The following is a 25535-nucleotide window of genomic DNA, read 5'->3' on the forward strand; positions in this document are numbered from 1 at the left end:
GACGAGCCGCGCGAGCATGGTCGCGCCCGCCAGCAGGATGCCGCCTGCGAGAAGGCGTGCGCTTTCCGGATGATCGCGCGCCAGGCGGGAGAAGGAGAGCGTGGTGGCGGTCGAGGAGGCGAGCCCGCCGGCGATCGCGGCAACGGCGATGCCCTTGCGGTCGCCGAGCACGCGCACGGCGATGTAGCCCGTGAAGGAGATGGTCGCGATCAGGATCGCGAGCAGCCAGATCTCCGCCGGGTTGAGGACGTTCCAGGGATCGACCGTCCGGTTGGGCAGGATCGGCAGCAGCAGGAACGTCATGGCGAGCAGCATCAGCGCGCTGCGCATCTCGACCCAAGTCAGATTGCGCACCCAGCTATGCAGGGGGTCGCGCAGCGCGAGCAGGATGGCCATGGCGACGGCGGCAGCCACCGCCACCGTCTTGTTGCCGAGCGTGGCATAGGCGCCGAGCACGAAGGTGAGGATGCCGGCGACCACGCTCGTCGCGCTGAAGTTCTTCTCGGCGGTGGCTTCAAGGAAACTGAAGGCGAGCAGCGCGCCGGTGTAGGCGACGAGCCCGGCGGCGAGCACGACCGGCGAGCTGACTGCGGATATCAGCCCGCAGATGCCGCCGAGCAGTCCCGTGAGCGCGAACGTGCGCAGTCCGGCCGCCCGCTGGCGATCGGTATCCTCGCGCGTCTGCCATCCGCGCTCGAGGCCGACCAGCAACCCGATAGCGAGTGCGACGGCGAGGCGGAGAAAGAGTTCTTGCTGATCCATGCGCCAAGATCCATCGGCGGGGTTCAGATGGATTCCTTAGCCTCTTTTCTTCGTTAATTGAAATGCGGCGCCCCCTCACCTGTCGGCTCACTCCGTTCGCCGCCGACCTCTCCCCAACGGTGAAGGGGGTCGCGCCTCCTTTACCTCTCCCCGATGGGGGTGAGGGGGCACCACGGACGCAACGCAGCCAGGCGGATTCCGCGCTACAGCGGCACGGAGATGATGGCGCGTAGGCCGCCCATGGAGCTTTCGCCGAGCGTGATGTCGCCGCCGTGGCTCTTGACGATATCGCGCGCGATGGCGAGGCCGAGGCCGCTGTTGCCGTCGTCCTGGTTACGCGATCGGTCGATGCGGTAGAACGGCTTGAACACGTTGGCGCGCTCGGAGGGCGGGATGCCTGGCCCGTTGTCGTCCACCTCCACACGCAGCCACGAGCCTTCCGTCGCCGCACGGATCACGATCTGATCGCCGTAGCGCACCGCGTTCGAGACCAGGTTGGTGATTGCCCGCTTGAACGCCTGGCGCTTCAGCGGAAGGATGATGTCGCCGCGCCGCCGCCTGAGCTTGAGCTCGATGGCCGTGCCGTACACCTGCGCCTCCTCGTGCACATCCTGCAGGAGCTCGGTGAGGTTGGTCATGGTCGCTTCCTCGCCGCCGTCGCCGCGCGCGAACGCGAGGTAGTCTTCGAGCATATGCTGCATCTCGTCGACGTCGGCCTTGAGGGAAGCCACCTCCGGCCCTTCGCCCATGAACGCCAGCTCGAGCTTGAAGCGCGTGAGCACCGTCCTGAGATCGTGGCTGACGCCGGCCAGCATCGTCGTGCGCTGCTCGACGTGCTGGCGGATGCGGTTGCGCATCTCGATGAACGCCGCCGCCGCCTGCCGCACCTCGCGCGCGCCGCGCACCTGGAAGTCGTCCGGCACCGGCCGGCCCTTGCCGAAGGCGTCCGCGGCATCGGCGAGCCGCAGGATCGGCCGGATCTGGTTCCTGAGGAAGAGGATGGCGACGGTGAGCAGGATCACGCTTGATCCCACCATCCAGAGCAGGAAGATGTGCGAGTTGGAGGCATAGGTCTGCGTGCGCACGGCGAGGAAGCGCAGGATGGATTCCGTATGCTGCACGCGGATCTCGACGTGCCGCGACTGTCCGACGGTGTCGATCCAGAACGGCCGCTTGACCTGCCGCGAGATCTCCTTCGAGAGCGCTCGGTCGAGAAGGTCGAAGAACGGCTTCTGCCGTGCCTGGGGCAGGTCGCCGGGCGGCAGGATCTGCATCGAGAGGTTGAGCCGTTCGCGCGCGATGCGGATGATCTCGTCATACTCGGAGGCCTCCGCCTTGTCGTAGAAGTCGATCAGTGCGGCGATGTCGCGCGCCGTCGTCTCCGAGAGGCGCCGCGTCACGTTCTGCCAGTGGCGCTCCATGAACACGAAGGCGATCACGCCTTCGAGCACGACGATCGGCGCGATGATGATGATGAGCGCGCGGGCATAGAGGCCCTTGGGCATCGACTCGGCGAGCAGGCCGAGGAAGCTCTTGTGCAGCGCCTTGATCCGCTCGACGACCGGCGCCGACACCTCCACGAACGACCGGAACGCCCGTCCGGCGCGGCCCGAGGCATTCGTGAATGGGCCGAGGAGATCCACGGGCTCAGTCTGTGTAAAGGATGTAACCCTTGCCGCGCACGGTCTGCAGGTAGACCGGGTTGGAGGGATCGGTTTCGATTTTGCGGCGCAGCCGGTTGATCTGCACGTCGATGGCACGGTCGTTTCCGGGCGTCTCGTCGGTGGAAAGCTCGTACCTCTGGATCGGCACCCCCGGCTTCTGCGCGAACTGGCGCAGGAGATCGCGCTCGCGCTCGGTGAGCTTGATGGTCTCGTTGTTGCGGCGCAGCTCTCCGCGCGCGATGTGGAACACGAGCGTTCCCATGCGGATCTCGTCGGACTGCGCCACCGCGCCGGGCTGGCCCGTCTGCCCGCGCCGCAGGATGTTGCGCAGCCGCAGCAGGAGCTCGCGCGGCTCGAACGGCTTCGGCACATAGTCGTCGACGCCCGCCTCGAGGCCCTCGATGCGCTGCTCGGGCTCGGCGCGCGCCGTCAGCATGCAGATCGGGATGTCGCGATGGCGCTTGATCTCGCGTGCGAGCTCGAGCCCGCTGATCCCCGGCATCATCACGTCGAGCAACACGATGTCGAAGTCGAGCCCCCTGAGCGAGGCCTGCGCCATCTCGGCGTCCCCCGCCGTCGTCACGCGGAAGCCCTGCGAATAGAGATAGCGTGCGAGCAGGTCGCGGATCTTCTGGTCGTCGTCCACGATCAGCACGTGGGGCGCATCGTCGGGCAGCGGCTCTGCCCGTTGGCCGGCTAAAGAGGTCATGAGCGGTCCTCCTCGCTGATCTTATCCCTGGGTTGCAGCACGCGGACCAAGCTTTCCACTTGCGCGCGATCCTCCTCCGAGATCATGGCAAGCAGGAACCGCTTTGTCGCCGCCTCCGCCTCCGGTCCCGCGGCTGCCAGCGCCGCCTCCAGGCGCTTCACCTGCAGCGCCGTCAGCCGCTCGGCAAGCCGCGCTCCCTTGAGCGTCGCGTACAGCAGCCGCTCGCGGCGATCTTCCGCCCCCGCCCGCTGCGCGATGAAGCCCTCGCCGATGAGCTGCTTCAGCACGCGCGCCAGGGACTGCTTGGTGATCTTCAGGATCTCGAGAAGGTTGGCAACTCTGAGGCCGGGGTTGCGGTGCACGAAATGCAGCACCCGATGGTGCGCGCGGCCGAACCCGTATTGGGCGAGCACGGCATCTGGATCGCCGGTGAAATCGCGGTAGGCGAAGAACAGAAGCTCGACATGCGTGATGAGATCGGCGCGCTCCGCGCCCTGCTCCGCTTCGTCCTCGCTGCCGTCGCGCCGGGAGCCGTTGCGGCGGACCGCAGTGGGGTCTCGAGTTATGTCAGCCATGTTGACATATTTGAAGGCCATTGATACTCCTGGCAAGTTATTTTCATCGACGGATGGACCCGTTGCCGCGCCCGGGATACGGAGCCGAATAGGACCTCACCATGGCTGAGATCGTTCCTTATCACGATCGCGACGGTTTCATCTGGATGGATGGCAAACTCGTCCCCTGGCGCGAGGCGGATATCCATATCCTGACACATGCGCTGCACTACGGCAGCGCCGTGTTCGAGGGCGAGCGGGCCTACGGCGGCGAGATCTTCAAGCTGACTGAGCACTCCGAGCGCCTCGTCGAGAGCGCGCGCATTCTGGAGTTTGAGATCACGCAGAGCGTGGCCGAGATCGATCAGGCATGCCGCGACGTGGTTGCGGCCAATAAGCTCACCGATTGCTACGTCCGCCCGATCGCCTGGCGTGGCAGCGAGCAGATGGGCGTCTCCGCCCAGCTCACCAAGATTCACCTGGCCATCGCCGCCTGGGACTGGGGCTCCTATTTCCCCATGGAGCAGCGGCTCAAGGGCATTCGTATCGGCTTTGCGAAGTACCGTCGTCCGGACCCTGCCACGGCGCCGACCAAGGCCAAGGCCGCCGGCCTCTACATGATCTGCACCGTCGAGAAGCACCGCGCCGAGCGCGCGGGCTACGCCGACGCGTTGATGCTGGACTGGCGCGGGCGCGTCGCCGAGTGCACGGGTGCCAACATCTTCCTGGTCAAGGACGGTGTGCTGCATACGCCGGAGCCGGACTGCTTCCTCGACGGTATCACGCGCCGCACGGTTATCGCGCTCGCGAAGAAGCGCGGGCTGGAGGTTCGCGAGCGCGCCATCGTGCCGGACGAGCTGGGCTCGTTCTCGGAATGCTTCATCACCGGCACCGCGGCCGAGGTGACGCCGGTCTCGGAGATCGGCGATTTCAGGTACAAGCCGGGCCAGATCTCCGAGACATTGCTCAACGACTACATGGCGCTTGTACAACCCGACAAGAAGCTTGCCGCCGAGTAGGCAAGCGCAGCGGGGCGTTTAACAGCTTTTTAGCCAACAACTCAGAACGGCATTCGAAGCATCAAAGATTGCTGATCCCGAGGAGTTATTTTCTTCTCGAAATCAGCGACTGGTGCCGCCATGCCGACACAATCGTTCATCCGCTCCGTAGTCAGCGCCCGTGCGAGCCGCATCGCACTGGCCGTCCTTCTCATTGCCTTGGGGCTTTGGGCTTTCGCGCCGTTCGCCGCCTATCGCGTCTCCTCTTCGGCCTTCATCAACTCGGAGGTCATGCGTATCACGGCGCCCATTCCGGGCTATCTGTCCGCCGAGCTGCCCCACAAGGGCCAGTACATCGCCGAGCCCGAGCAGCTGACGCTGATCAAGTCGTATGCCGCCGACCGTCAGCGGCTGCTCGAGATGGAAGGCCAGCAGGCGGCCGCGAAGGATCGCGCCGAGTTCGCCAGGAAGCAGCTCGCCGAGATCGCCGCCCTCGACGCGGAGCTGGAGCAGCGCATGCAGGCCTACCGCGACGGCATGCTCGCCCGCATCAGCCAGGAGATCGCCGAGGCCGATGCGGAGAAGACCGGCTGCTTTGCCGAGATGAGCCATCGCCGGGACATCGGATCGAAGCTGCAGGGCCTCGCCGACACGGGGGCCACCTCGCAGATCAAATCCGCCGAGGCTCTGGCCCGCCAGGAGGAGACCATGACGCGCTGCAAGATGGCCTCGGCGCGGCTTGAAAGGCTGAAGGCCGAGCTCGGCGCCATGAAGAACGGCGTCTTCTTGCGCGATTCCGCCAACGACGTGCCCTACACGCAGCAGCAGCGCGAGCGGCTGTTCCTCCGTCGCCAGGATCTCGAGCGGGAGGTGAACGAGAACGGCACACGCGCCACCCAGCTTGCCGCCGACATCGGCGAGGAAAGGAGCCGCGTCGAGCACCTTGGAAAATACGACGTGACGTTGCCGGCGGACACCGTGGTGTGGTCCGTGTCCGCGAGCCCGGGGTCGGTCGTCGTGCAGGGACAGGCCGTGCTCGACCTGACCGATTGCAAGAACCGCTTCGTCGCCGTGCAGCTTCCGGAGCGCGAGTTCGAAAGCATCAAGCCCGGAGATCCCGCCTCCGTGCGTCTGATCGGCAGCGGCGAGCGCCGCGAAGGCCTCGTGCGCCGGGTCATGGGCTCGGCCGCGCGGGGCGACGACCGCCTCTTTGCCGCGCAGGTTCCCGTGGCCACCAGCGGCAACGTGACCGTCGAGGTCAGCCTGCCTCCCGACAAGGCACCCGATGACAAGAACTATTGCGACATCGGCCGCCTCGCCGAGGTGCGCTTCCCGCGCAAGGCGCCGGCCTTCGTGGAGAACCTGGGCAAACTGTTCCAGCCGATCCTTGCGGTCTTCACGCCTGTCGTGAACGTCGCGGAGAACTGAGGTGCAGTTCGACGCGCCGGTTCTGGAAGTCCTGGCGCCGCTGCTCATGGTCGTGGGCGCGGTCTATGTGCTGGGGCCTCTCCTCGACATCAGGCGGAGCTCGGCGAGGCTCCTGATCTTCGGCTTCGTGTGGCTCATCGTGGCGCGCTATCTCATCTGGCGCGTAACGGTCACGGTTCTTCCGGCATCCGGCACCTGGTACGAGGTGGCGTGGATATGGCTGTGCTTCGCCATCGAGATGTTCGCGCTCTTCGATGCGTTGATCCTCTACCTCTGCTTCCTGCGCACGAGCGATCGGCGCGACGAGGCCGATGCGCATGAGGCGCGGTTGCGCGGCGAGGCCCCGGAGCAGCTTCCCTCCGTCGACGTCTACATCCCGACCTACTCGGAGCCGCTCGAGGTCCTTGAGAAGACCATCACGGGCGCTCTTTGCCTCGACTATCCGGACTTCGCGGTCTGGGTGCTCGACGACGGCAAGCGCCCGTGGCTCAAGGCCTACTGCGAGGAGAAGGGCGTGGGCTACATCACGCGGCCCGACAATGCGCACGCCAAGGCCGGCAACATCAACCACGCGCTGACCAAGACGGACGGCCAATACGTGGCCCTCTTCGATGCGGATTTCGTCGTCCAGCGCGATTTTCTCATGCGCACGATGGGCTTCTTCGCCGATCCGGGCATCGGCATCGTCCAGGTCCCGCACACGTTCTACAATGCCGATCCGCTGCAGACGAACCTTGCCGTTCGCAAGACCATCCCTGACGACCAGCGCTTCTTCTTCGAGGCTATCATGCCGAGCCGGGACGGCTGGGACGCCGCCTTCTGCTGCGGATCGAACTCCGTCACGCGCCGCGAGGCGCTGCGCGCCATCGGCGACAAGCTGCCCACCGAGTCCCTGACCGAGGACATGCTGCTCAGCCTCAAGCTCCTCCGCGCGGGCTATCTGACGCGTTACTTGAACGAGCGCCTTGCGTTCGGCCTCGCCCCCGAAGGGCTGCGGGCGTTCTTCATCCAGCGCAGCCGCTGGGCGCGCGGCGCCATGCAGATCCTGTTCCTGCGCGCCGGCCCGCTCGGCCCGGGGCTCTCGCTGATGCAGCGTCTGCTGTTCCTGCCGACGCATTGGCTGTCGCAAAGCCTCAGCATGGTCTTTGGCCTCATGGTGCCCATCGTCTTCATGTGGACCGGCGTACTCCCCATGGTCAACGTGACGATCGAATCCGTGCTGGTCCATCTGCTTCCGATGATCCTCGCGGTCGTCGGCGGCATATGCCTTTACGCGCCGCAGCAGTATTTCCCGCTCGCCTCGCAGGTGCTCGGAGTTTTCCAGAGCTTCAGGCTGTTGCCCACGCTGCTCGTGACACTGGCCAAACCCTTCGGGCATACCTTCAAGGTCACGCCGAAAGGCGGCGCCGCAGGATCGGCCGGGTACGACTCGACGGTCTTCTGGATTGCCGCCGGGCTCATGGTGGCGACCATGGCCGGCATCCTCGTGAACCTCGTGCCCGAATGGCGCATAGTCCAGCAGGACGCGCTGCTATCCGTCGTGGCGACATGGGGCGCCTACAACATCCTGCTCCTCTTTCTCGCCTGCATGCTCTCGCTGCAGGGCGCAGTCTGGCGCGGCGAGGAGCGGTTCGAGGTCACCGACCCGGTCTGGATCATGGCGTCCGGCCACGAGGGTGGCCTCGGCCGACTGACGGACATCTCGCTGACGGGCGCCAGCGTGGCAACGGACATCACCTCGGCTGAAGCTCCCGACGAGCCGATCAGGCTCTTCGTTCCGGAGGTGGGCGCGCTGCCGGGCCGCATCGTGCGACGCATGCCGGGGCGGATCGGTGTCGCCTTCGATCCCGTCACGGGGATCGAGCGCGACCTTCTCATCCGTAAGCTCTTCACGTCCAAGAGACCGGAGATGACGGCGGACGTATCGGCGTGGTCTGTCACAGGCGAGATGGTAAGGAGCATCTGGGCGACGCCCTCGGCCGCCACGCGCCGTGGAGCGGACCGCGCACCGGATTCGCTTCGAGCGACACCCGAGGAGAAGCTGCCGGCCCGGAGCCTTGTCGTGCCGCCGCGCAGCGAACGGCATGGCTGGGACCAACTCGTTACGGAACGCCGAGCCATTGGTTAACCGCCGCCATGCTCTTGTTTACTCCGATCTCTCGTTGCACCGGGCCGAAAGGTGGCAGAAAATCGACGATGTGGATGCAGCCACGAGGTCCGAGCCATGACACCTCTGCGCAAAGCCACCATCAGTGCCGCCGGTCTGGCGCTGGTTCTGAGCGCGGCCGTAATGACGTCCGCCACCGGCTTCGCCCAGGAAGGCCCCGGCGGATCGATCAATCCCGGCCGGGACTGCCAGACCATCGTCACCTGCCGCTTCACCAAAGGCGGCAGCTACCGCGGCTGCCTTTCGTCCTATAGCTGCCGCGTCTGCCGCTTCGAGGCATCGAGCTGCGTGATCGGCGGCACGCGCAGGCGCTGCCACAAGTCCGTTTGCACCTGGGGCTAGGCTCGGGGTAGTCCTCCTCCCAAGCAGGGCGCCAGGAGAGGACAGCCGGACGTGCACGACGTTGCGATCATCGGCGGCGGCCACAACGGCCTCACCGCCGCCGCCTACCTGGCTGCTGCCGGCCTCAAGGTGGTTGTTCTCGAGAAGAACGCGCACGTGGGCGGCGCCGCCTTCACCGAGGAGTTCGCGCCCGGCTTCAGAAACTCCGTCGCCGCCTACACGGTGAGCCTGCTCAACCCGAAGGTCATCCGCGACCTCGATCTCCCGCGTCATGGGCTGCGCATCGTCGAGCGCCCGGTTGCCAACTTCTGGCCCGTCGATGCGCATCGCGCGCTGCTCATGCCCTACGGCCTTGCCGCCCGCCAGCAGGCCTTCGCCGCGTTCTCGGAACGCGACGCCGCGCGCCTTCCCGAGTACGATGCGGCCCTCGAACGCGCCGCCTCCGTCCTGAGAGGTCTTGTTCTCGAAACGCCGCCGAATGCGGGTGGCGGCCTGCCGGCGTTGTGGAACGCCGCACGCCTCTCGCGCTCCATCCTGAAGCAGCCCATCGACGCACAACGCGACCTCGCCGGCCTCTTCACCGAGAGCGCGGCCGACTTCCTCGCCCGCTGGTTCGAGAACGAGACCGTCAAGGCGGCGTTCGCCTTCGACGGCATCGTCGGCACCTACGCCGCGCCTTCGACGCCCGGTACCGCCTACGTGCTGCTGCATCACTGCTTCGGCGAGGTGAACGGCAAGGCCGGCGTCTGGGGCCACGCCGTGGGCGGCATGGGCGCTATCAGCGCCGCCATTGCTTCCGCCGCGCGCGAGCGTGGCGCCGAGATTCGCACGGATGTCGCAGTGCGCGAGGTTGCAATTGAAAAAGGCCGCGCGACCGGCGTCGTGCTCGCGTCCGGCGAGACCGTGCGCGCCCGTGCCGTCGCCGCCGCCATCCCTCCGAAGCTGCTGTTCTCGCGCTTCGTCCCGCAAGGCGCCGTCGATCCCGCGCTGCACACGCGCTTGGCGACGCTCAAGTCCGGCTCCGGCACCTTCCGCATGAACGTCGCGCTGTCCGAGCTGCCGGACTTCACCTGCCGCCCGAACCGCGACGGCACCGATCATCTCGCCTCCGGCATCGTCATCGGCCCGACGCTCGACTACCTGGAGCGCGCCTGGCTCGACGCCAGGTCCGGCGGTTGGTCGAAGGAGCCCGTCGTCGAGATGCTGATCCCATCGACGCTCGACGACACGCTGGCGCCGCCTGGCCGCCACGTGGCGAGCCTGTTCGTACAACACGTAGCACCCCACCTGCCGTCGCCGCGCTCCTGGGCCGACCCGGCCGAGAAGGAAGCTTTTGCCGACCTCGTCATCGAGACCGTCACGCGGCATGCGCCGAACTTCAAGGCGAGCGTCCTCGCCCGCCAGCTCCTGTCGCCCCTGGATCTCGAACAGCGATTCGGCATGGTCGACGGCGACATCTTCCACGGGGCGCTGTCGCTGGATCAGCTATTCGCGCTCCGCCCTGTGCTCGGCCACGCCGACTATCGCATGCCGCTGCCCGGCCTCTACTTGTGCGCGTCCGGCGCCCATCCCGGCGGCGGCGTCACCGGTGTTCCGGGCCACAATGCCGCCCGCGAGATCATCCGCGATTTCAGGGGCTGGTGGGGAGGCGCGCGGTGAGCAGCGACTTCAAGGATCATTTCAGCGCCTTGGCGGCCACCTACGCGCAAAGCCGGCCAAGCTACCAGAAGGACTTGTTCGCTTGGCTGGCAGCCCAGTGCGCGGAGCATGAGTTGGCTTGGGACTGCGGCACGGGAAACGGGCAGGCCGCACACCACCTCGTCGACAAGTTCGCGCGCGTCATCGCGACGGATGCCAGCGCGGCGCAGATTTCCGAAGCCGAGCCGCACCCACGCATTGAATATCGCGTCGCTCCGGCCGAGCGGAGCGGACTGGACGATGCCGTGGCGGATATCGTCACCGTCGCGCAGGCTCTGCACTGGTTCGACCTCGACCGCTTCTATGCCGAGGCACGGCGCGTCTTGAAGCCTGGCGGCCTCGTCGCGGCTTGGTGCTACGGCACCTTTCGCATGGATGATCCTACAATCGATCATGCGTTGCAGGAGTTCTACGCCGAGACGGTCGGCCCCTACTGGCCGCCGGAGCGGCGCCACGTCGAGGCCGGCTATCGCGACCTTGCGTTTCCGTTCGCGCGCATCGCGGCGCCGTCGTTCAGCTTGAGCGCCGATTGGTCTCTGGCCGAGCTGGCGGGATATCTGCGCAGTTGGTCCGCGACCGGCCGCTACGTCGCAGCGAACGGGACCGATCCCGTTGCCCGGCTGGAGGCCTTGCTGGCCGCGCCGTGGAGCGACCCGCGTCGGCCGCGGCGTTTCACTTGGTCTCTCGCGTTGCTGGTCGGGCGCGCACAACCGCCGCATACAATACAAATATATGATATCGCTATGAAAAAAGGTCTCAAATCGACACGCGCCTTAACCATTTGTAAAGCGAATGGGCGGAGCCTCGAACTCAAGCGAATCGGCGCGATTCAAAGGGACGCTGCGAGATGGGCAAGCTTTCTGTCTACATGGCCATGAAGAGGGATCTGGCCTTCGAGTTTGAGCGCGAGCTGCGAGCGGTGCGCAATCTGATCCTCGGCGTCACGCGCCTCTCGGGCTCCGAGTATACGATCGAGCTGCTCGGCAATGAGGGCTTCGTGGCCGGCAGCCGTGCGCGCGCCGCTTTCATCGAGGCATTCCACGCCGCGACGCACGAGGCTCTGGTCAAGTACGCGCACGACCTGGCGCACGAGTGCCTGGAGCACGGCATGGATCAGGAGGTCGTGAGCGGTGCGCTCGGTGGCCACCCGAGCCTGCATCCCATGCGCTCGCTGCGTGAGCACTTCCAGTCGATGCCGCCGCAACCGATGCCGATGCCAATGTCGCACCAGACAGCGTATCAACACCAGCCGATGCAGCAACAGCAGCAAGGGCCTGCCCCCGAAGGTGCCGGCCCGGTGCGTCTGGCCGCGTGCGCCTGAGCGGCGCCTTTTTTTGCGCCAATGATCAAATCGGGGCGTTGCCCGGCTGGGGCGGCGCCCCGGTTGCGTTCTTGGCGCGCCTGCCTGCCGCGCGCATCGGCGGCGCGAAGGCTGCTATGATGCGGAGAGGCTGACCCGCAACCCCGGGAGAGTCCATGCGATTGCTGATCGCCGGCTGGCACGGACAGGTGGCGCGCGCTCTGATCGAGCTGGCGCCGTCCCGATCTGAGATCAAGGCGCTCGCTGCCGGACGCCCGGCTCTCGACGTGCGCGACCCGCGCTCCATCGAGCGCGCCTTTGGCGACTTGTCGCCGACCGTCGTCATCAACACCGCCGCCTACACGGCTGTCGACCAGGCCGAGACGGACCCGGACGCCGCCTTCGCGCTCAATAGGGACGGCGCGAGGTTGCTCGCCCAGGCCGCCGCGCGCCGCAACGTCCCGCTTATCCACCTCTCGACGCACTACGTCTTCGACGGCACGAAACAGGCGCCCTACGACGAGAGCGACGAGCCCTGCCCTGCAACCGTCTATGGGCGCTCGAAGCTCGCGGGAGAGGCGGCCGTGCGGGCTGCGAACCCACATCACGTCATCATCCGCACCGGCTGGGTCTTCGGCCCCGCGGGGCAGAACTTCGCCACCCGGATCATGGGAGCGGCCGTCGGCGGCGCGCCCTTGCGCGTGGTGTCCGACCAGCGGGGCAACCCCACCTATGCACCCCATCTGGCAGCCGCGATCCTGGACCTCGCCGGCAAGCTCACCGCCGACACGCGCGACACGCCCGTGTGGGGCACTTACCACGCCGCAGGCACGGGCGCCGCGTCATGGCTTGACCTGGCGAGCGAGATCCTTGCCTGCGCCGCCGGCCACGGCACGGCCGGAGCACCGCTCGAGCCCATCGCATCCGCCGACTATCCGGCAAGGGCGTCACGGCCAATCAACTCCGAGCTCGATTGCACGCTCTTCGCGCGCACTTTCGGGTTTAGCCTGCCGCCCTGGCAGCAAGGCGTGGCAGCCTGCGTCGAGCGGCTCGTGTCGGCCTGACTGGTCGCCTCCCGGATCATCTCGCCCTATAACTCCGGGTGCTTGTGCGCCTGAGAAAGGAATCCGAGTGCCGCAGACCCTGACCGTCCAGATGATATTGGCCTTCGCGGTGCTGGCGCTCTGCATCTTCGCCTATGGCGAGAGCTCGTCTCCAGCATGGTGGTGGATGGTCCTGATCGGGGCCGTGCTGGCCGTCGTGGTCCTCGCGGATGCCTGGCCCGAGCGCCGGCGTGCGCTGGGAGAGCCGCTGTCGGTAAAGGTCACGGCGTTTGTCGTCGCCGACCTCGTGCTGCCCGTCCTGGTCCTGCTCGCCGGGCTCGCGGCGCTGGTCATGGGCGGCGAGGGCTGGCTCGATGCCGCCATCGTGCTCGCCGTCGCGCTGGCTTTCGTCTCGCTTCTTTGACGCGCGGCGGCGAAATCTCTGCTACACCCCCGCCATGCTGGAGATCACGGACACCCTCTCGATCGACGAGCGCGAGCTCGAGGAGCGCTTCATCCGCGCCTCAGGCCCCGGCGGGCAGAATGTCAACAAGGTCTCGACCGCGGTCGAGCTGCGTTTCGACGTGCGCCACTCGCCGAGCCTGCCCGCGGCCGTCCGCGACCGACTCGCGCGCCTCGCCGGCCGCCGTATGACCGACGACGGCGTGCTCGTCATCCGTGCCGAGCGCCATCGCACGCAGGAGCGCAACCGGGAAGATGCCCGCGCCCGTCTGGCCGATCTCGTGCGCGAGGCGCTCTATGTTCCGAAAAAACGCGTCGCCACCAAGCCGAGCCGCGCCGCCAAGGCCCGCCGCGTCGACAGCAAGGTCAAGCGCGGCAGCGTGAAGAAGCTGCGCCAGTCCCGTCCGTCGTTCGATTAATCCCGTTCAACCGTTCTTGGATCGAGTGCCGCCATGCCGCGCTTCGCCGCGAACCTGAGTTTTCTCTTCACCGAGCTGCCTTTTCTCGACCGCTTCGAGGCGGCGGCGCGCGCGGGCTTCAAGGGCGTCGAGTTCATGTTTCCCTACGCCGTGCCCGCCGACGAGATACGCACGCGCCTCGACGCGACCGGCCTCGCGCTTGCGCTCTTCAATCTGCCGCCCGGCCACTGGGACAAGGGCGAGCGCGGTTTCGCGGCGCTGCCCGGCCGCGAGGACGAGTTCGCCTCCGCCGTCGACTTGGCGCTCAATTACGCCGAGGCGCTCGGCTGTCCGCGCCTGCACGTCATGGCCGGGCTCGCCGGCCACGGCGCGACGCGCGAGACGTACGTCGCAAATCTCCGCCTCGCGGCCGACTGGGCAGCCCCCCTCGGCATCGACATCCTGATCGAGCCCATCAACACGCGCGACATGCCGGACTATTTCCTTTCCCGCACGGCCGACGCGCGCGATGTGATCATGGATGTCGGCGCTCCCAATCTTGGCCTGCAGTTCGACCTCTATCACCGTCATGTCATGGAGGGTGACGTGGAGGGCGCGATCGCTGAGTTCGGCCCCCTCGCGCGCCACTACCAGTGCGCCGATCCGCCCGACCGTGGCGAGCCCGGCACCGCGGTCCTGGACTACGCCCGCATTTTCCGGATCATCGACGCTTCGGGCTACGCGGGCTGGATCGGCTGCGAGTACAAGCCGCGCGGCGCGACGCTCGCCGGCCTCTCGTGGCCCTCGGCTTGCGACGTCACGCTGGGCTGACTTCGACGGGAGGCTCGACGACTGCTTCTGACTCTAAGCGGACCTCGCGGTGCGCGAGGTGAGCGGCAGCTCAGCACGCAGTTGTCGTCGTTCTGCCGACCGAAGAACTCTCCCGAGAGCCGTGATTCGTTCATCTCAACGCGCGAACTCGCTGCTCGGCATGCGTCGTCCCTTCCACGATCCAACCATCATAGTCGACGGAGCACGCGGATAGGACAGCTCACGCACGGCGCGGATCCTCTTCAAAACACTCGAGCAGAAGCTCGGTGAGGATCCGCACCTTCCGTGAAGGGTGCTGACCTGGCGGGCGGATGACGTACACACCCGCCGGAGGCGGTGGATACCGCGGCATGACCGGAACAAGCGCGCCGGAGGCCAGATATTCACGGGTAATGCCATCGGGGACCCAAGCGATGCCGAGGCCTGCTGCCGCGGCGGCAACGAGCGCTGTGCCGTTGTCGGCCTTGAAGCGCCCCTGGGGACGAACCGTGAGGATCTTGTCGCCATCCATAAACTGCCAGGTTTCGGTGCCCTGCATGAGAGCCTGATGGGCAACGAGCTCGTCCGGCGTCTCCGGTGAACCGTGCGCTTTGATATAGTCCGGGCTCGCGACAAGCTTCCCATAGATCGGCCCGATGCGGCTTGCGATCAGGTTGGAGTCCGGAAGATAGCCAACCCGGATCGCACAATCGAAACCCTCTGCGATGAGATCGACGAAGCGATCACTGTAGGAGGTATGGATGTGTAGCTTCGGGTGGCGCCGCGCCATGTCCGCGAGCACGTGAGCGAAGTGGGTCGGACCGAAAGTCAGTGGCACAGCAACTCGCAAGCGGCCGCGAAGGTCACCGGCGGGCAGGATTGTTTCCCTGGCCACGTCGATCTCGGCGCTGACTCTGGCTGCATGGTCTCGGAACGTGACCCCGGCTTCCGTAAGAGCGGCGCCACGGGTGGTGCGTGCGAGCAGCTGGACACCGAGTTCCGCTTCAAGCCGGAATAGCCGCCGGCTGACGATTGACTTGGAGACACCGAGCCGGCGCGCAGCGGCCGAAACTCCCCCGGCATCAGCAACCTCGACGAATGTCATCAGGTCTTCGATGTCCAACTCGGCGTTCCCCATTTCGGGACACGGCGTAGCACAAAGACGCACTACCGTATCACAAATCGCAATGGCAAATGGCCCTCCAGGCAACGCGCAGTTGGCGCATGTCGCCGGCAAGAGAGCCTTCCCCACAACGAAAGCAGAGGATGAACCAATGACGTTTCGTAACGGCCTTGCATCGCTTCTTCGCCCCGAAGACTCGGTCCTCGTTCTGATCGACCACCAGCCCTATCAGCTCGCGAACCTGAACAGCCACGATCCGCAAGCTGTGGTCAACAACACGACCGCGCTGGCGAAGCTAGCAAAAGCCTTCAATGTTCCGACCATTCTCACCAGCGTGATCGCGGCGCGCGGTGGACTTCTCTTCAAGCAGATCACTGACGTCTTCCCGGAGCAGGAAGTGATCGACCGGACTTGGGTGAACACCTGGCAGGACGAGAAGGTGGTGGACGTGGTCAAGGCGACCGGCCGCAAACAACTGATTATCGCAGGCCTTTGGACCGAAGTCTGCGTCGCGATGCCTGTCATCCAAGCCCTCGGCGAAGGCTGGGACGTGTCCGTGATCACCGATGCGTCGGGCGGAGTTTCGACCGAGTCCCACCAGATCGCCATCCAGCGGATGATCGCGGCTGGCGCAAACATGATGACCGTGATGGCGCTCGCTGGCGAATGGCAGCGCGACTGGGCGCGCACCGAGCATGTCGAAGAGCTGACCGAGATTCTCATCCAGCACTTCGGCGGCAGCGGCATTGCGTACCTGTGGGAGCAGCAGTTGCTCAACACACCGGTTCCCAGAAACGCATGATCTTAAGGGGATGACGAAACGGTCGAATGATGCGGTGCGAAGAAGCCGACCACTTAACAAGTCTCGTCATCCCCTCTCTACAGGAAGGCCATCCATGCCTGGCTGGATGCAGGCGAGCTATCTATCACTGCCGTGGCCTGACAGGTGAGGCGAGATAAGTTTCCGAGGGCTGGCACACTCGGCCCCAAGCTGCGCGAGCGGAGGTCGAGCCAATCGCGACGCTTTGAGATCGCTCCAAGAGACGTGTTTCCTGGCCCTTAGCAAACGCTTACAGGCGATGGTCTCCTCCACCTCCGCGCCTACGCCGGCGCCGTAATGAAGCCGCCTTCGACCAGCGCCTTGAGCATCACGGCCGCGCCGCACTGCTTGGAGACGGCGTTCGGGTCCCACTTGTTGTCTGCCACGAACTTGCCCTTGGTGTAGTGGTTCGAGAAGCTCCAGAGATACGGCGTGTTGATCTTGTAGAGCAGCCGGCTGCGCCAGCCGTTGTAGCCCTCCCAGCGGTAGAGCATCCGCGGCAGGCTCCAGTCGGCCTGCTCGTGCAGCTTGTCGTAGCGCAGCGCGTCGACGGCGCTCGACACCCAGTCCGACGGCGGCAGCCACGGGTTCGGTCGTCCGGCCGGCACCTGCTTGGTCTTGGCCTTGAGCGAGTCGCCGTTGTGGAGGTGGGAGTTGAAGTCGAAGCTGCACTCCATGCCGTGGATGATGGCGACCGCGTACCACGGCACGCACGTCTCGATGAAAGCGTCCTCGTAGGACTTCCGCCGCGCGGAATCCGTGATCTTCGATACGTACCACTGCACCGTGGAACGGTTCTCCGACCGGATCTGGCACGTCTCGAACAGCCGGCGGTACTCGTCGGCCACGTCCTCGAACTTGGGCGGCGTGACGGCGGCCGCCTGCGGCCCCTCCGGAATGTCACGCGGCACGCGCTCGGCGTTGCGCGCCGTGCGCAGGAGCTCCGAGGCGCGCTCGAGCAGACTGTCGATATCGGATGAGGTCGCACCAGGTGCGTCGGGGGCCGACGCCGTGATCCCGTCCATGAAGTCCACGATCGCGGGCTGGATCTCGGTGAAGTCCTCCGTGGCCGACGCCGGCGCAAGCCCCATGCGCGGCACCGAGAGTCCGAGCCGCTGCGCCTCCTCCGAGAGCGTGCCGAGCTGACGCCACGTGCCGCTTCCGTCTTGCGCTACTGCCGGGACGGCGCCGAGCCGGACGACGAATGGCATCGCCAGCGTGGCCGCAAACCCTGCGCCGACCTGGCGGCGGTCCAGCTTGACCCGTTTCATGCTCGCTTCCTCGTCATCGTTGCACCGTGTTTCCGCGACTGTTGTCAGCTCGAAGGCACCTCGAGCCCGACCGCCCGCTGCGCGGCGATCACCTGCTCGCAGTCGACCGGGGTGATCCCGCCGAGCTCCGCGCTCGCCAGCTCGAAGCAGCTTTCGACGAACACGTTCGCGGCGTGAGAGAGCGTGGAGCTCTGGTTGAGCCCGACCGTCATCGACCGATAGGTGATGCGCGCAAGCTTGTAGCGGCCGACGCCCGTCACCGTGGCGCCGCGATGCGTTCCGCCCTCGGAGATGAGAAAGGCGAACTTGTTTAGGATGCCGCTGTTGAAGTGCACGCAGCCGTTGTCGTTATAGGCGGTCGACCCGCATATCAGGTCATCCGGCGTCAGCACCTCGGAGTAATGGTCCGGCTGCCCGCGGTTCGAGAGCGAGAACTTGGCCTTCCGGTCGAACATCGCCCTGCCGTTCGCGTCGCGAAGGTTGGGGTCCGCGAGGCTCCTAAGCGGCGCGGTGATGGAGAAGCCCGGCGAGGCTTCCCCGATCAGCCAATTGCCGCCGTCGCCGCGCGCGTCGAGCTCGATCAGCGCCCCGAAGATGTCTGAGAGCGACTCGTTCACGGCGCCGGGCTCGTTGAGATAGAGCAGGTTCTTCTCATGCGCGATGATGCCGTGTGTCATCTCGTGCGCCACGATGTCGAGCGCGCCTGCATAGCCCGGCCCGTACACCATCACGTTGCCCTTTGGGCAGTCGTACGACTTCGTGGTGCACCAGTAGGCGTTCTGAGTCCGCCCGTGGCGCACATAGGCTTCCATCGGCGAGCCGCCCTGGCCTTCGTTGTCGTCGAACCCGTCGCGGCCGAAGGTCAGGAAGAAGTAATCGCGCACAATGCCCGCGTTGCGGAAGGCTATCAGCGCCTCGGGCGCCAGCGTCTCCGCCCGCGCGCGCTTTTCCTCGTCGATGCCGACGCTGCCGGGAAAGCTCGTCGTTTGCGCCAGATCGTAGATGCGCCTGAGCATGCCGCCCGAGGGCTGGTCGCGATAGTAGTAGAACGCTTCGCCCGTGGTCGCGTCGACGAAGATGCGGAACGCGTCGATCGTCACCAGCCATGCCAGGCGCGTCGTCGATCCTGTGCCTGCCTTCGCCTTGCCGACCAGCGCCGGGTCGAACACGACGAGATCGGGCTTGCCGACCTCGGCCTTGTCCGGGCTCGGCGCCAGCGGGAACGCGCGCGAGGCATCCGGCGCACTGCGCAGCACGTCGGCGAGCTTCGCGCGCGCGGCGGCGACGGCCTCGCCCTCCGCGATCTTGGGCTTGGTGTCGTCGAGCGCCACGGTGGAGATGGTGCCGCTGAACTTGGTCACGCCGAGCGACCGGTCCACGCTGAGCTTGGCGGTCGAGCCGAACACCGGCACGCCCTCCACGCGCTGCTCGACCTCCGCGATGTAGCGGTTCGGCAGGTCGGGATCCTTGCGCCGGCGCACGTACTCGGGCTTCGCGCTCTTGTTCTTCGCCGGATAGAGCGATCTGAGCCCACCCGTGCCGAAATAGTTCTCGACGGCGCGCTTCGTCTCCTCTTCCGTCTGCTCCCGGTCGCCGTCGCCCGCGCCGAGAGAGCGCGATCCAGCTCCCGCCTGCGGAGAGAGGCCCATCACAGTGCTCGGCAAGCCCGTGGCCGGGTTGATCGTCACGCGCAGGTTCGGATGCGTCTTGCGCAGCTCCTCGACCGCGCGCTCGACCTCGGCCCGCGTCTCGGCCGCTTCGGCATTGGATGGCGACGACGTGCCGCCCGCGTGGGCAGCCGTAACGAGGGACGAGCTGGACCGTGTCTGAGCCGACGGGGCCACGGCGGTATCGCCGGTCGCCACCGTGATGGCGGGGGCGGCCAATCCGCGGCATTGCGTGATTGGTCCGGCAGGGGTGCTCGAGGCAGGTTGAACCTCGGCCGGCGTCGTCAGGCCCCCGTAGGCTGCCGCGATCGAGAACGGCGTCGCGGTGTCGGACCACAGGTGCTCCATCGCGGCGAGGTCCGTCTTGGCGTTGCCTGCGAGGTTGCGTGCGTCGCTTGCCGAGAGCGTTCCGAACCCGCTGCCGTTGAGATCGATGCGCGGCCAGAAGCACTCGTTGTCGTCGATCACGCCGTCGCCATTAAGATCCTCGGTGAACGCTGCGTTGGCCGTCGCCGCATTTTTGAGCGCCGCGAGTTGGCGCGAGAAAATGGCGAGATCGCTCGCCGAGACGACGCCGTCGCCGTCGAGATCGCCGAGCAGCGGCATGACCTCGGGTGCCACGGCCGCCACCGCTTCGAGCGCGTCGATGGTCGGGGCTTGCGCCGCACCCCCGGGCGCCGCCGTCGCGCTCTTGCGCAGCACCTCGGCGATCTCCGCGGGCTTCTTGTCGGGCGCGAGCTCGAACAGAATGCCGGCCAGCGCCGCCACGTGCGGCGCCGCCTGCGAGGTACCGCTGCACACGCCGATCGGCAGCTTGTCGGCGGCGAGCGTGCTCATGATGTCGACGCCCGGCGCCGCGAGGTGTCCGCCGGTGTTGGAGAACTCGGCCCTGAGCCCGTCGCGGTCGATGGCCTCGACGACGACGATGTTGGGCGGGCTGTCGCCGGCCGCCGAAGTCTGTGTGCCGGCCCAGGCGAACGGCGAGGCCCACTTGGCCGCGATCGGCGTTGCGCGATCCTCGGAATCGTTGCCGGCCGCCACCACGAACAGCACGTGATCCTGCACACGGCTCGCCATCAGCCGGATGAGGTTCGCTTGATGCATGACGTGCAGCGCCAGCCCCGGCACGTCCTCCGGGTCGTCGTCGCCGAGCAGGTTCGAGGCCACGAAATTGTATCCGAGGCTGATGTTGATCACGCGCAGCCCGTCGGGCGTGAGCAGGTTGGCATAGACGTAGTCGAGCGTCTTCGCGAGCACGTCGTCGAAGAGTAGCGCGTGCACCTGCCAGCCCTCGTCGACGCCCACGACCCCGGAGTCGCCGACGATCGCGTCATCGACGGCGATGGCGTCCATCCGCGCCTCCGGGATGATGCCGTCGATGCCGGGCTGGTCGCCGGGCCGCGCGCCGATGATACCGGCCACGTGCATGCCGTGATGCGTGCCGCAACTGGGCGTGTGGTAGATCGCAGGGGTGACGTTCTGCATCGAGGCGAACGGCACCATGGGGTCGGTGCCGAATCCGCTGTCGATGACGGCGATCTTCGGCCGCTGCGCACTGGGGTTCGCCTTGCGGTGCCGATCGAGGATGGACCACACCGGCGGCATGCGGATCGCCTTGAGGCCCCAGTTCCCGTCCTGGCTGTCTCCCGCGTGCCAGCGCCAGGCGAACACCTCGTCGCCCACCGCGATGCTGGCGCCGGTGCCCTTGCGAAGCTGCTTGGCCTCCATGGTCGAGTTGACGAACGCGCCTTCGACAACCTTTTCGGCGCGGAGCTCCTTGATCAGCGGCGGCTCGAGCGCGTTGCGAAGCTGCTCCTTGCTGTCCTGGGCGGCGGCGCCTGCGGCAGGTGCCGGCTGCAGCGAGCGCGTCGCCGGTCCGTCGGCGACCTCCACGGTGATCACGCCGAGGGGCGCGATCATCTTCGTGATCGTGAGGTTGTATTTCTTAAGCAGCGCCTCGATGTCCTTGTCGGTCGCGTCGGGACTGAGCTGGATCACAAAGCTGTTCGGCTTGGCGACGGGCACGCGGCGCCCGGCCCGTTCGGAGGTCCCTCCGCTCGCGCGGGCACGGCGTCGCCGCTCCCTGTAGCGGGAATAGGCCGTATCGGCCTGGGCCACGTTGCCGCTGAACGCGCCTTTGACTTTGGGCTCCGGCGTCTCCTTGCTGCCGAACGTCGACGTGATCAGCGCGTAGAGGGACTCGCCCCACGACGCATCGGAGCGCTTCTGGTTCGGGCTTGGAGGCGCCTTGCTTTTGTTCGGATCGACATAGATGAAGTCGTCCTGCTTCTCGCCGAGGCTCCGCGTCCGAGGAGGCGCAGGGGCGGGTGCCTGCTTCTTGGGCGCGAACTTGTCCTCGAGCGTGCGTTGCAGCCGGTCGTACTGCGACGGTGGCAACTGGGCGTACGCGGTGGAGACGGAAGACGCGCTAAGCGCCACGAGCACCGCCGCGGCATAGGCTGGCGTATGTCTCGGCATCGTTGCTGCTCCTAACTCATACAACATGACAGGGCACGAAGGCCGCGCAGCGCGCAGCCTACTGCCACCAATTGTTCCATTTGCCCTTGATCCAGTCCCACCATCCCTGCTGCTCGGCCGGCGCGGGCTCGGGTGCCGGCGTCGGTGCAGGTGTGGGTTCTGGCGCAGGCGCGGGTGTAGGCTCCGGTGGCGGCGCGGGTTCGGGTTGCGGCGCCGGAGCGGGCTCGGGGGCCGGTGCCGGCTCCGGCTGGGGCGCCGGTGTGGGTTCGGGCTCAGGCACGGGAGCAGGCTCCGGTGCGGGGGCCGGCGTTGGCGCGGGTTCGGGCTGCGGCGTGGGCTCCGGTGCAGGCGTAGGCTCCGGTGTCGGCGTGGGGGCAGGCTCGGGAGCAGGCGCAGGCTCGGGTTGCGGCGCTGGAGTCGGCTCGGGCGCCGGGGTCGGAGTCGGTGTTGGCGTGGGTTCCGGAGCTGGAGTGGGTGTCGGCTCCGGTGCCGGCGGCGGCTTCGGCGCACCGATCTCGAGTCCGGCATCGACGAGCAGGTTGCCGTCGGGGCCGATGCCGGGGTCGAGGCCCTTGGCGCGGCGCAACGCGGCGATCAGCGACGGGAAGGTCGGCACATAGACCTGCAGCGTCTTGCCGCCAACCTGGATGCGCTGGCGCACCTGCAGGTGCAGGTGCAGGCTCGTTGCCACCTTGCCACCCATGTACCGCGAGACCTTGCCGAGCACCTGGCCTTGCTTGACCTTGGCGCCCGTCTTCACGGTGATCGATTTGGGGTGCATGTGGAGGTAGTAGTAGTCGGTGCCGTTGTTGGACTTGAGCTGCACCGTCGTGTTCGACGTGACGTTGACGATCTGCCCGTCCTCTGCGGCCACTGCCTCCCAGTAGTTGTCCTTCCAGGACGGCGGCCGGATGTCCTGGCCCTGATGTCCAGCGCCGCCCGGGCAGAGCGGCATGTCCCAGCTACGGATCTCGCAATAGTTGTCGCGCTGCTTCATCGGATCGAAGTTGCGCGGATCGTTCTCGCTGCCGCCGGCCGCACCCTTGCCGCCGTAGCCGCCGCCGCCGTAGCCCCAGATCTGCGAGTTCATGTGCGGAAAGAGGCCGTCGCTGAGCTTCAGCGGGAAGATCATGTTCGGCATGTACACGTAGCGGTCCGCGCGTCCGCGGCCCTGATCGCGCTCGAAGAGGTTGCCCGGGGGGTAATAGGCAAAGCCGGCCTTCGCCGGGTCGGTGTAGGCGGGATCGCCGGTCGGCGTGGGTGTCGGCGTCGGCGTCGGCTCGGGCGCCGGTCCTTCGCCGGTCGTCGGCTGCTCAGGTGTGGGAGGCGTCGGCGTGCCTTCAGGCGGAAGCAGGCTGCAGCGCGCGAGCTGGACCAGACTTCCGCTCGCGTCGTGGCTGAAACACGGGGTGTCCGACGCCCCGCCGCGGCGCGCGGCGCCGATGCCCGCGCTCGGACCCGCGATGCTCTGCACGAGCGCGTAGGTCGCGAGATCGCGGCCGAACAGATGCGAGGCCGCGGCCGTGCGCGTGTGATCCTGCGCGGGAAGACGGGAGGGAAGTGCGAGGAGGACGCCACCGGCAGCGAGAGCGACGCACAGCACAAGTTGGAGAGCTTTCCTCACGCCACATCCCCCGTATCCATTGCAGCTTCGGAGTGCTTTTGGATCCCGCAGGGATAATGCCGAACTCGCTCATCCCTGGCAACGAAGCCCACTACATCGGTTCCGAGCATAATCATGGCACCTGCTCCGCCGGCAGCAGTTGCTCGAGCATGCGTCGCGCTTCGGGCGTCAGGCGGTCGGCGGGCAGATCCGCCGCCAGCACGCGCCGGATTGCCGCCTGCACGTTGGCTGGCGTCGGCTCGGGAGAAGCGGCAAGCGCCTGTGGTCCGCCGAGCCCAGGCCCCGCCGAGAAGAGGCCCCACCAGTCGACGCCGATCGACGGCTTGGTCCAGTCGCCGGAGATGCGCACGGGGATCGGGAACGCCGTCGGCGGCGGGATCGCCTTGACCCGGATCTCCTGATTGAGGCTCTTCTTGGGGACGTTGACGGTTCCCTCCGAGTTGATCTCCACTTCCGAGCCGCCCATGGCGAGGCCCGGCCGGCTCTGCATGATCCCCTTCTTGATGTCGTACGTCGCCTCGAGGCGTTCGAAGGCCGTTCGCATGGCGAGGTCGAACTTCCAGCTCTTCCACCATTCGAAGATCATGCGCCGCACGTCGAAGCCGCGCAGCGCGCCCTTGCCCATGCGGAAATGAGCCTTGCCGTCGAGGGTGGAGGTGAGCTGGGCCTGGTTCTGGCCCGCGGCGTTGGCCGTGATCTCGACGTTCGAGGCGCCGGCGAGCAGCGGCTTGCCGGTGAGCTCGGTGACAATCGGCTCCGCGGCGACGTCCGTCAGCGTCAGTTGCGCGGCGGCGCGCGGCGGCGCGGCACGGCTGTCGATGTTGAACGTGCCGATCGCCTTGCCCTCGCCGACCGCCAGCTCCTCGAGCTTCGCATCGAGCACACCCTCGGTGATGCCGGCCTTGACGCGGCCGCGCTTGAGATCGAGCGCGCCGTAGGTGATGGCCGCCGCGTCGATCAGCACGTCGAGGTCGAAGGCCTGCAGCGCCTTGAGGTTGAACGGCTGTTCGCTCCAGCCGGGCGCGGCGGTGGCGGCCGCGGAACGCGCGGGCTCGGGCGCCGCCTGCTGCCCCTTCTCGAGCGCATCGAGGTCGGAGAGGAGCTGCTCCCAGCCCGGCGCGATCAGCGGCTCAAAGTCGGCCTGTGCTGTGGGCGCGAGCGGTTGGCGCGCCGCGCCCGTCATCCGCCCGAGGTCGATGTGCTCGCTCGACACGTTGCCGGCGAGCTTCGGCCTGACGCCGCCGAGGTCGAGCGTCCCGTCGAAGCGCGCGCTCGTGGTATCGACCATCACGTCGGTTTCCGAGAACGTGATGTCGCGCGTCGTGCCTTTGATCTTGCCTTCGAGCGAGCCCCTGAGCGGCGTGCCCGACGCCGTGATGTCGGAGCCGAGCCATTGCGCGAGCGCGATCAGCGACGGCGAGGAGGCCGTCACTGCGCCATTGAACTCCGCCGCCGCCGCGAACAGCGCGTCGCCGTCCACGGACGCCCGCAACGGGCGCGCGTCCATGCTGGCCTTGAGCGTGGTGGAGGCACCGGTGACCACCGCATTGAAGTCTCCGACCGCCGCGTCGAAGGTCACCGTCTCCCCGCCCGCGACGAGGCTTCCCTTGGAGACGAGCGCGCCCGACGCCGGATCGAGGTTCTGCACCGCGTTGATGTCGCTTGCGGAGCGCTGGGCGCCGGTCGCGGCGCTCTGGAAGGTGAGCGTGCCGTCCTTGATCGTCGACACCGGCGGCAGGCTGAAGGCCGCGGGCGCCGCGCCGGACGTGGCCGCGCCCTCGGTGTCGAACACCCAGTTCCGCGTGCCGTCGGCGCCCTCCTCGAGCGCGAACGTGGGCTTGATCAGGTCGAGGTCCTTGAGGCGCACTCGTCCCTTGAGCAGCGGGAAGAACTCCATGGTGGATTGCACGGTCTCGGCGCGGAACACGTCGCGCTCGGGCATCCCTTCGGGATTGGAGACCGCCACCTCGTCGAATGCGACACCGAACTGCGGCCAGTAGGTGAGGCGCATGGCGCCGATCGTCACCGTGCGGCCGATCGACTGGCCGATGCTTTTCGCAAGATGATCCTTGATGAGGCCGAGCGGCGGGAACGCGATCAAAAGCGCTACCGACACCAGCGCGCCGATCAGCACCAGACGGACGATGCGCCACACCGTGCTACGTTTCGTGCGAGGCTCCTCGGCCGCCGCCCCCGGATCTGTAGCCATGCGGGTCT

General features: G+C 67.0%; 21 protein-coding genes. 12 read left to right on the forward strand and 9 right to left on the reverse strand.

Annotated elements, in window-relative coordinates:
- From IT540_RS13930 to IT540_RS13945, 4 genes are all read right to left on the reverse strand, one after another.
- A partial coding sequence (locus IT540_RS13930; protein WP_291178990.1) for a DUF4010 domain-containing protein occupies window positions 1-762 on the reverse strand: 762 nt, incomplete at its 3' end.
- A gap of 203 nt (window positions 763-965) precedes the next feature.
- Window positions 966-2405 carry an ATP-binding protein gene (locus IT540_RS13935; protein WP_291178992.1) on the reverse strand — a complete coding sequence of 480 codons (1440 nt, stop codon included), beginning with the start codon at window positions 2403-2405 and terminating at the stop codon, window positions 966-968.
- 4 nt (window positions 2406-2409) lie between these two features.
- Window positions 2410-3135 (reverse strand): response regulator transcription factor, encoded by a 726-nt coding sequence (locus IT540_RS13940; protein WP_291178994.1) that lies wholly within the window; start codon window positions 3133-3135, stop codon window positions 2410-2412.
- On the reverse strand, window positions 3132-3731 hold the full coding sequence (locus IT540_RS13945) for a MarR family transcriptional regulator (protein WP_291178997.1): 600 nt from the start codon (window positions 3729-3731) through the stop codon (window positions 3132-3134). The genes IT540_RS13940 and IT540_RS13945 overlap by 4 nt, the downstream gene beginning before the upstream one ends.
- An 80-nt stretch (window positions 3732-3811) precedes the next feature.
- Here IT540_RS13945 and IT540_RS13950 point away from each other — a divergent pair, with 80 nt between their 5' ends.
- From IT540_RS13950 to otnI, 11 genes are all read left to right on the forward strand, one after another.
- Complete coding sequence (locus IT540_RS13950) at window positions 3812-4708, forward strand: branched-chain amino acid aminotransferase (RefSeq protein ID WP_291179000.1); 897 nt, start codon at window positions 3812-3814, stop codon at window positions 4706-4708.
- A gap of 120 nt (window positions 4709-4828) precedes the next feature.
- Window positions 4829-6115, forward strand: a complete 1287-nt coding sequence (locus IT540_RS13955; protein WP_291179003.1) for an HlyD family efflux transporter periplasmic adaptor subunit — start codon at window positions 4829-4831, stop codon at window positions 6113-6115.
- Window position 6116: 1 nt separating this feature from the next.
- Window positions 6117-8243 carry a glycosyltransferase gene (locus IT540_RS13960; RefSeq protein ID WP_291179006.1) on the forward strand — a complete coding sequence of 709 codons (2127 nt, stop codon included), beginning with the start codon at window positions 6117-6119 and terminating at the stop codon, window positions 8241-8243.
- A gap of 96 nt (window positions 8244-8339) precedes the next feature.
- Entirely contained in the window at window positions 8340-8624 is a 285-nt protein-coding gene (locus IT540_RS13965; protein ID WP_291179009.1) for a hypothetical protein, read from the forward strand.
- Window positions 8625-8675: 51 nt separating this feature from the next.
- Entirely contained in the window at window positions 8676-10283 is a 1608-nt protein-coding gene (locus IT540_RS13970) for an NAD(P)/FAD-dependent oxidoreductase (protein WP_291179012.1), read from the forward strand.
- Window positions 10280-11200 (forward strand): class I SAM-dependent methyltransferase, encoded by a 921-nt coding sequence (locus tag IT540_RS13975; protein ID WP_291179015.1) that lies wholly within the window; start codon window positions 10280-10282, stop codon window positions 11198-11200. The genes IT540_RS13970 and IT540_RS13975 overlap by 4 nt, the downstream gene beginning before the upstream one ends.
- Window positions 11170-11643 (forward strand): hypothetical protein, encoded by a 474-nt coding sequence (locus IT540_RS13980; RefSeq protein ID WP_291179018.1) that lies wholly within the window; start codon window positions 11170-11172, stop codon window positions 11641-11643. Before IT540_RS13975 ends, IT540_RS13980 begins: the two co-directional genes overlap by 31 nt.
- Before the next feature lie 155 nt (window positions 11644-11798).
- Complete coding sequence (gene rfbD / locus IT540_RS13985) at window positions 11799-12686, forward strand: dTDP-4-dehydrorhamnose reductase (RefSeq protein ID WP_291179022.1); 888 nt, start codon at window positions 11799-11801, stop codon at window positions 12684-12686.
- Between the two features lie 67 nt (window positions 12687-12753).
- Complete coding sequence (locus IT540_RS13990; protein ID WP_291179025.1) at window positions 12754-13089, forward strand: hypothetical protein; 336 nt, start codon at window positions 12754-12756, stop codon at window positions 13087-13089.
- Between the two features lie 34 nt (window positions 13090-13123).
- Window positions 13124-13546: an alternative ribosome rescue aminoacyl-tRNA hydrolase ArfB gene (gene arfB, locus IT540_RS13995; protein WP_291179028.1), complete on the forward strand. Its 423-nt coding sequence runs from the start codon at window positions 13124-13126 to the stop codon at window positions 13544-13546.
- 33 nt (window positions 13547-13579) lie between these two features.
- Window positions 13580-14356: a 2-oxo-tetronate isomerase gene (otnI, locus tag IT540_RS14000; RefSeq protein WP_291179031.1), complete on the forward strand. Its 777-nt coding sequence runs from the start codon at window positions 13580-13582 to the stop codon at window positions 14354-14356.
- Window positions 14357-14576: 220 nt separating this feature from the next.
- Here the strand turns inward: otnI and IT540_RS14005 are convergent, their stop codons facing one another.
- Window positions 14577-15458, reverse strand: a complete 882-nt coding sequence (locus IT540_RS14005) for a LysR family transcriptional regulator (protein WP_291179034.1) — start codon at window positions 15456-15458, stop codon at window positions 14577-14579.
- A 151-nt stretch (window positions 15459-15609) separates the two neighbouring features.
- Between IT540_RS14005 and IT540_RS14010 the strand changes: the two genes are divergently transcribed.
- Window positions 15610-16260 (forward strand): hydrolase, encoded by a 651-nt coding sequence (locus IT540_RS14010; protein WP_291179036.1) that lies wholly within the window; start codon window positions 15610-15612, stop codon window positions 16258-16260.
- A 299-nt stretch (window positions 16261-16559) separates the two neighbouring features.
- On the opposite strand, the gene IT540_RS14015 is transcribed toward IT540_RS14010, so the two are convergent.
- The 4 genes from IT540_RS14015 to IT540_RS14030 all read right to left on the reverse strand — a co-directional run bounded on the left by IT540_RS14015 (window position 16560) and on the right by IT540_RS14030 (window position 25527).
- Window positions 16560-17549 carry a hypothetical protein gene (locus IT540_RS14015; RefSeq protein WP_291179039.1) on the reverse strand — a complete coding sequence of 330 codons (990 nt, stop codon included), beginning with the start codon at window positions 17547-17549 and terminating at the stop codon, window positions 16560-16562.
- A gap of 44 nt (window positions 17550-17593) precedes the next feature.
- Window positions 17594-21694, reverse strand: coding sequence for a M4 family metallopeptidase (locus IT540_RS14020; protein ID WP_291179042.1), 4101 nt, complete (start codon window positions 21692-21694; stop codon window positions 17594-17596).
- 58 nt (window positions 21695-21752) lie between these two features.
- Window positions 21753-23318 (reverse strand): M23 family metallopeptidase, encoded by a 1566-nt coding sequence (locus tag IT540_RS14025; protein WP_291179045.1) that lies wholly within the window; start codon window positions 23316-23318, stop codon window positions 21753-21755.
- A 112-nt stretch (window positions 23319-23430) separates the two neighbouring features.
- On the reverse strand, window positions 23431-25527 hold the full coding sequence (locus tag IT540_RS14030) for an AsmA family protein (RefSeq protein WP_291179047.1): 2097 nt from the start codon (window positions 25525-25527) through the stop codon (window positions 23431-23433).
- Between the last annotated feature and the right edge of the window lie 8 nt (window positions 25528-25535).

The sequence above is a fragment of the Hyphomicrobium sp. genome (assembly GCF_020852195.1).
Taxonomy (GTDB): domain Bacteria; phylum Pseudomonadota; class Alphaproteobacteria; order Rhizobiales; family Hyphomicrobiaceae; genus Hyphomicrobium_C.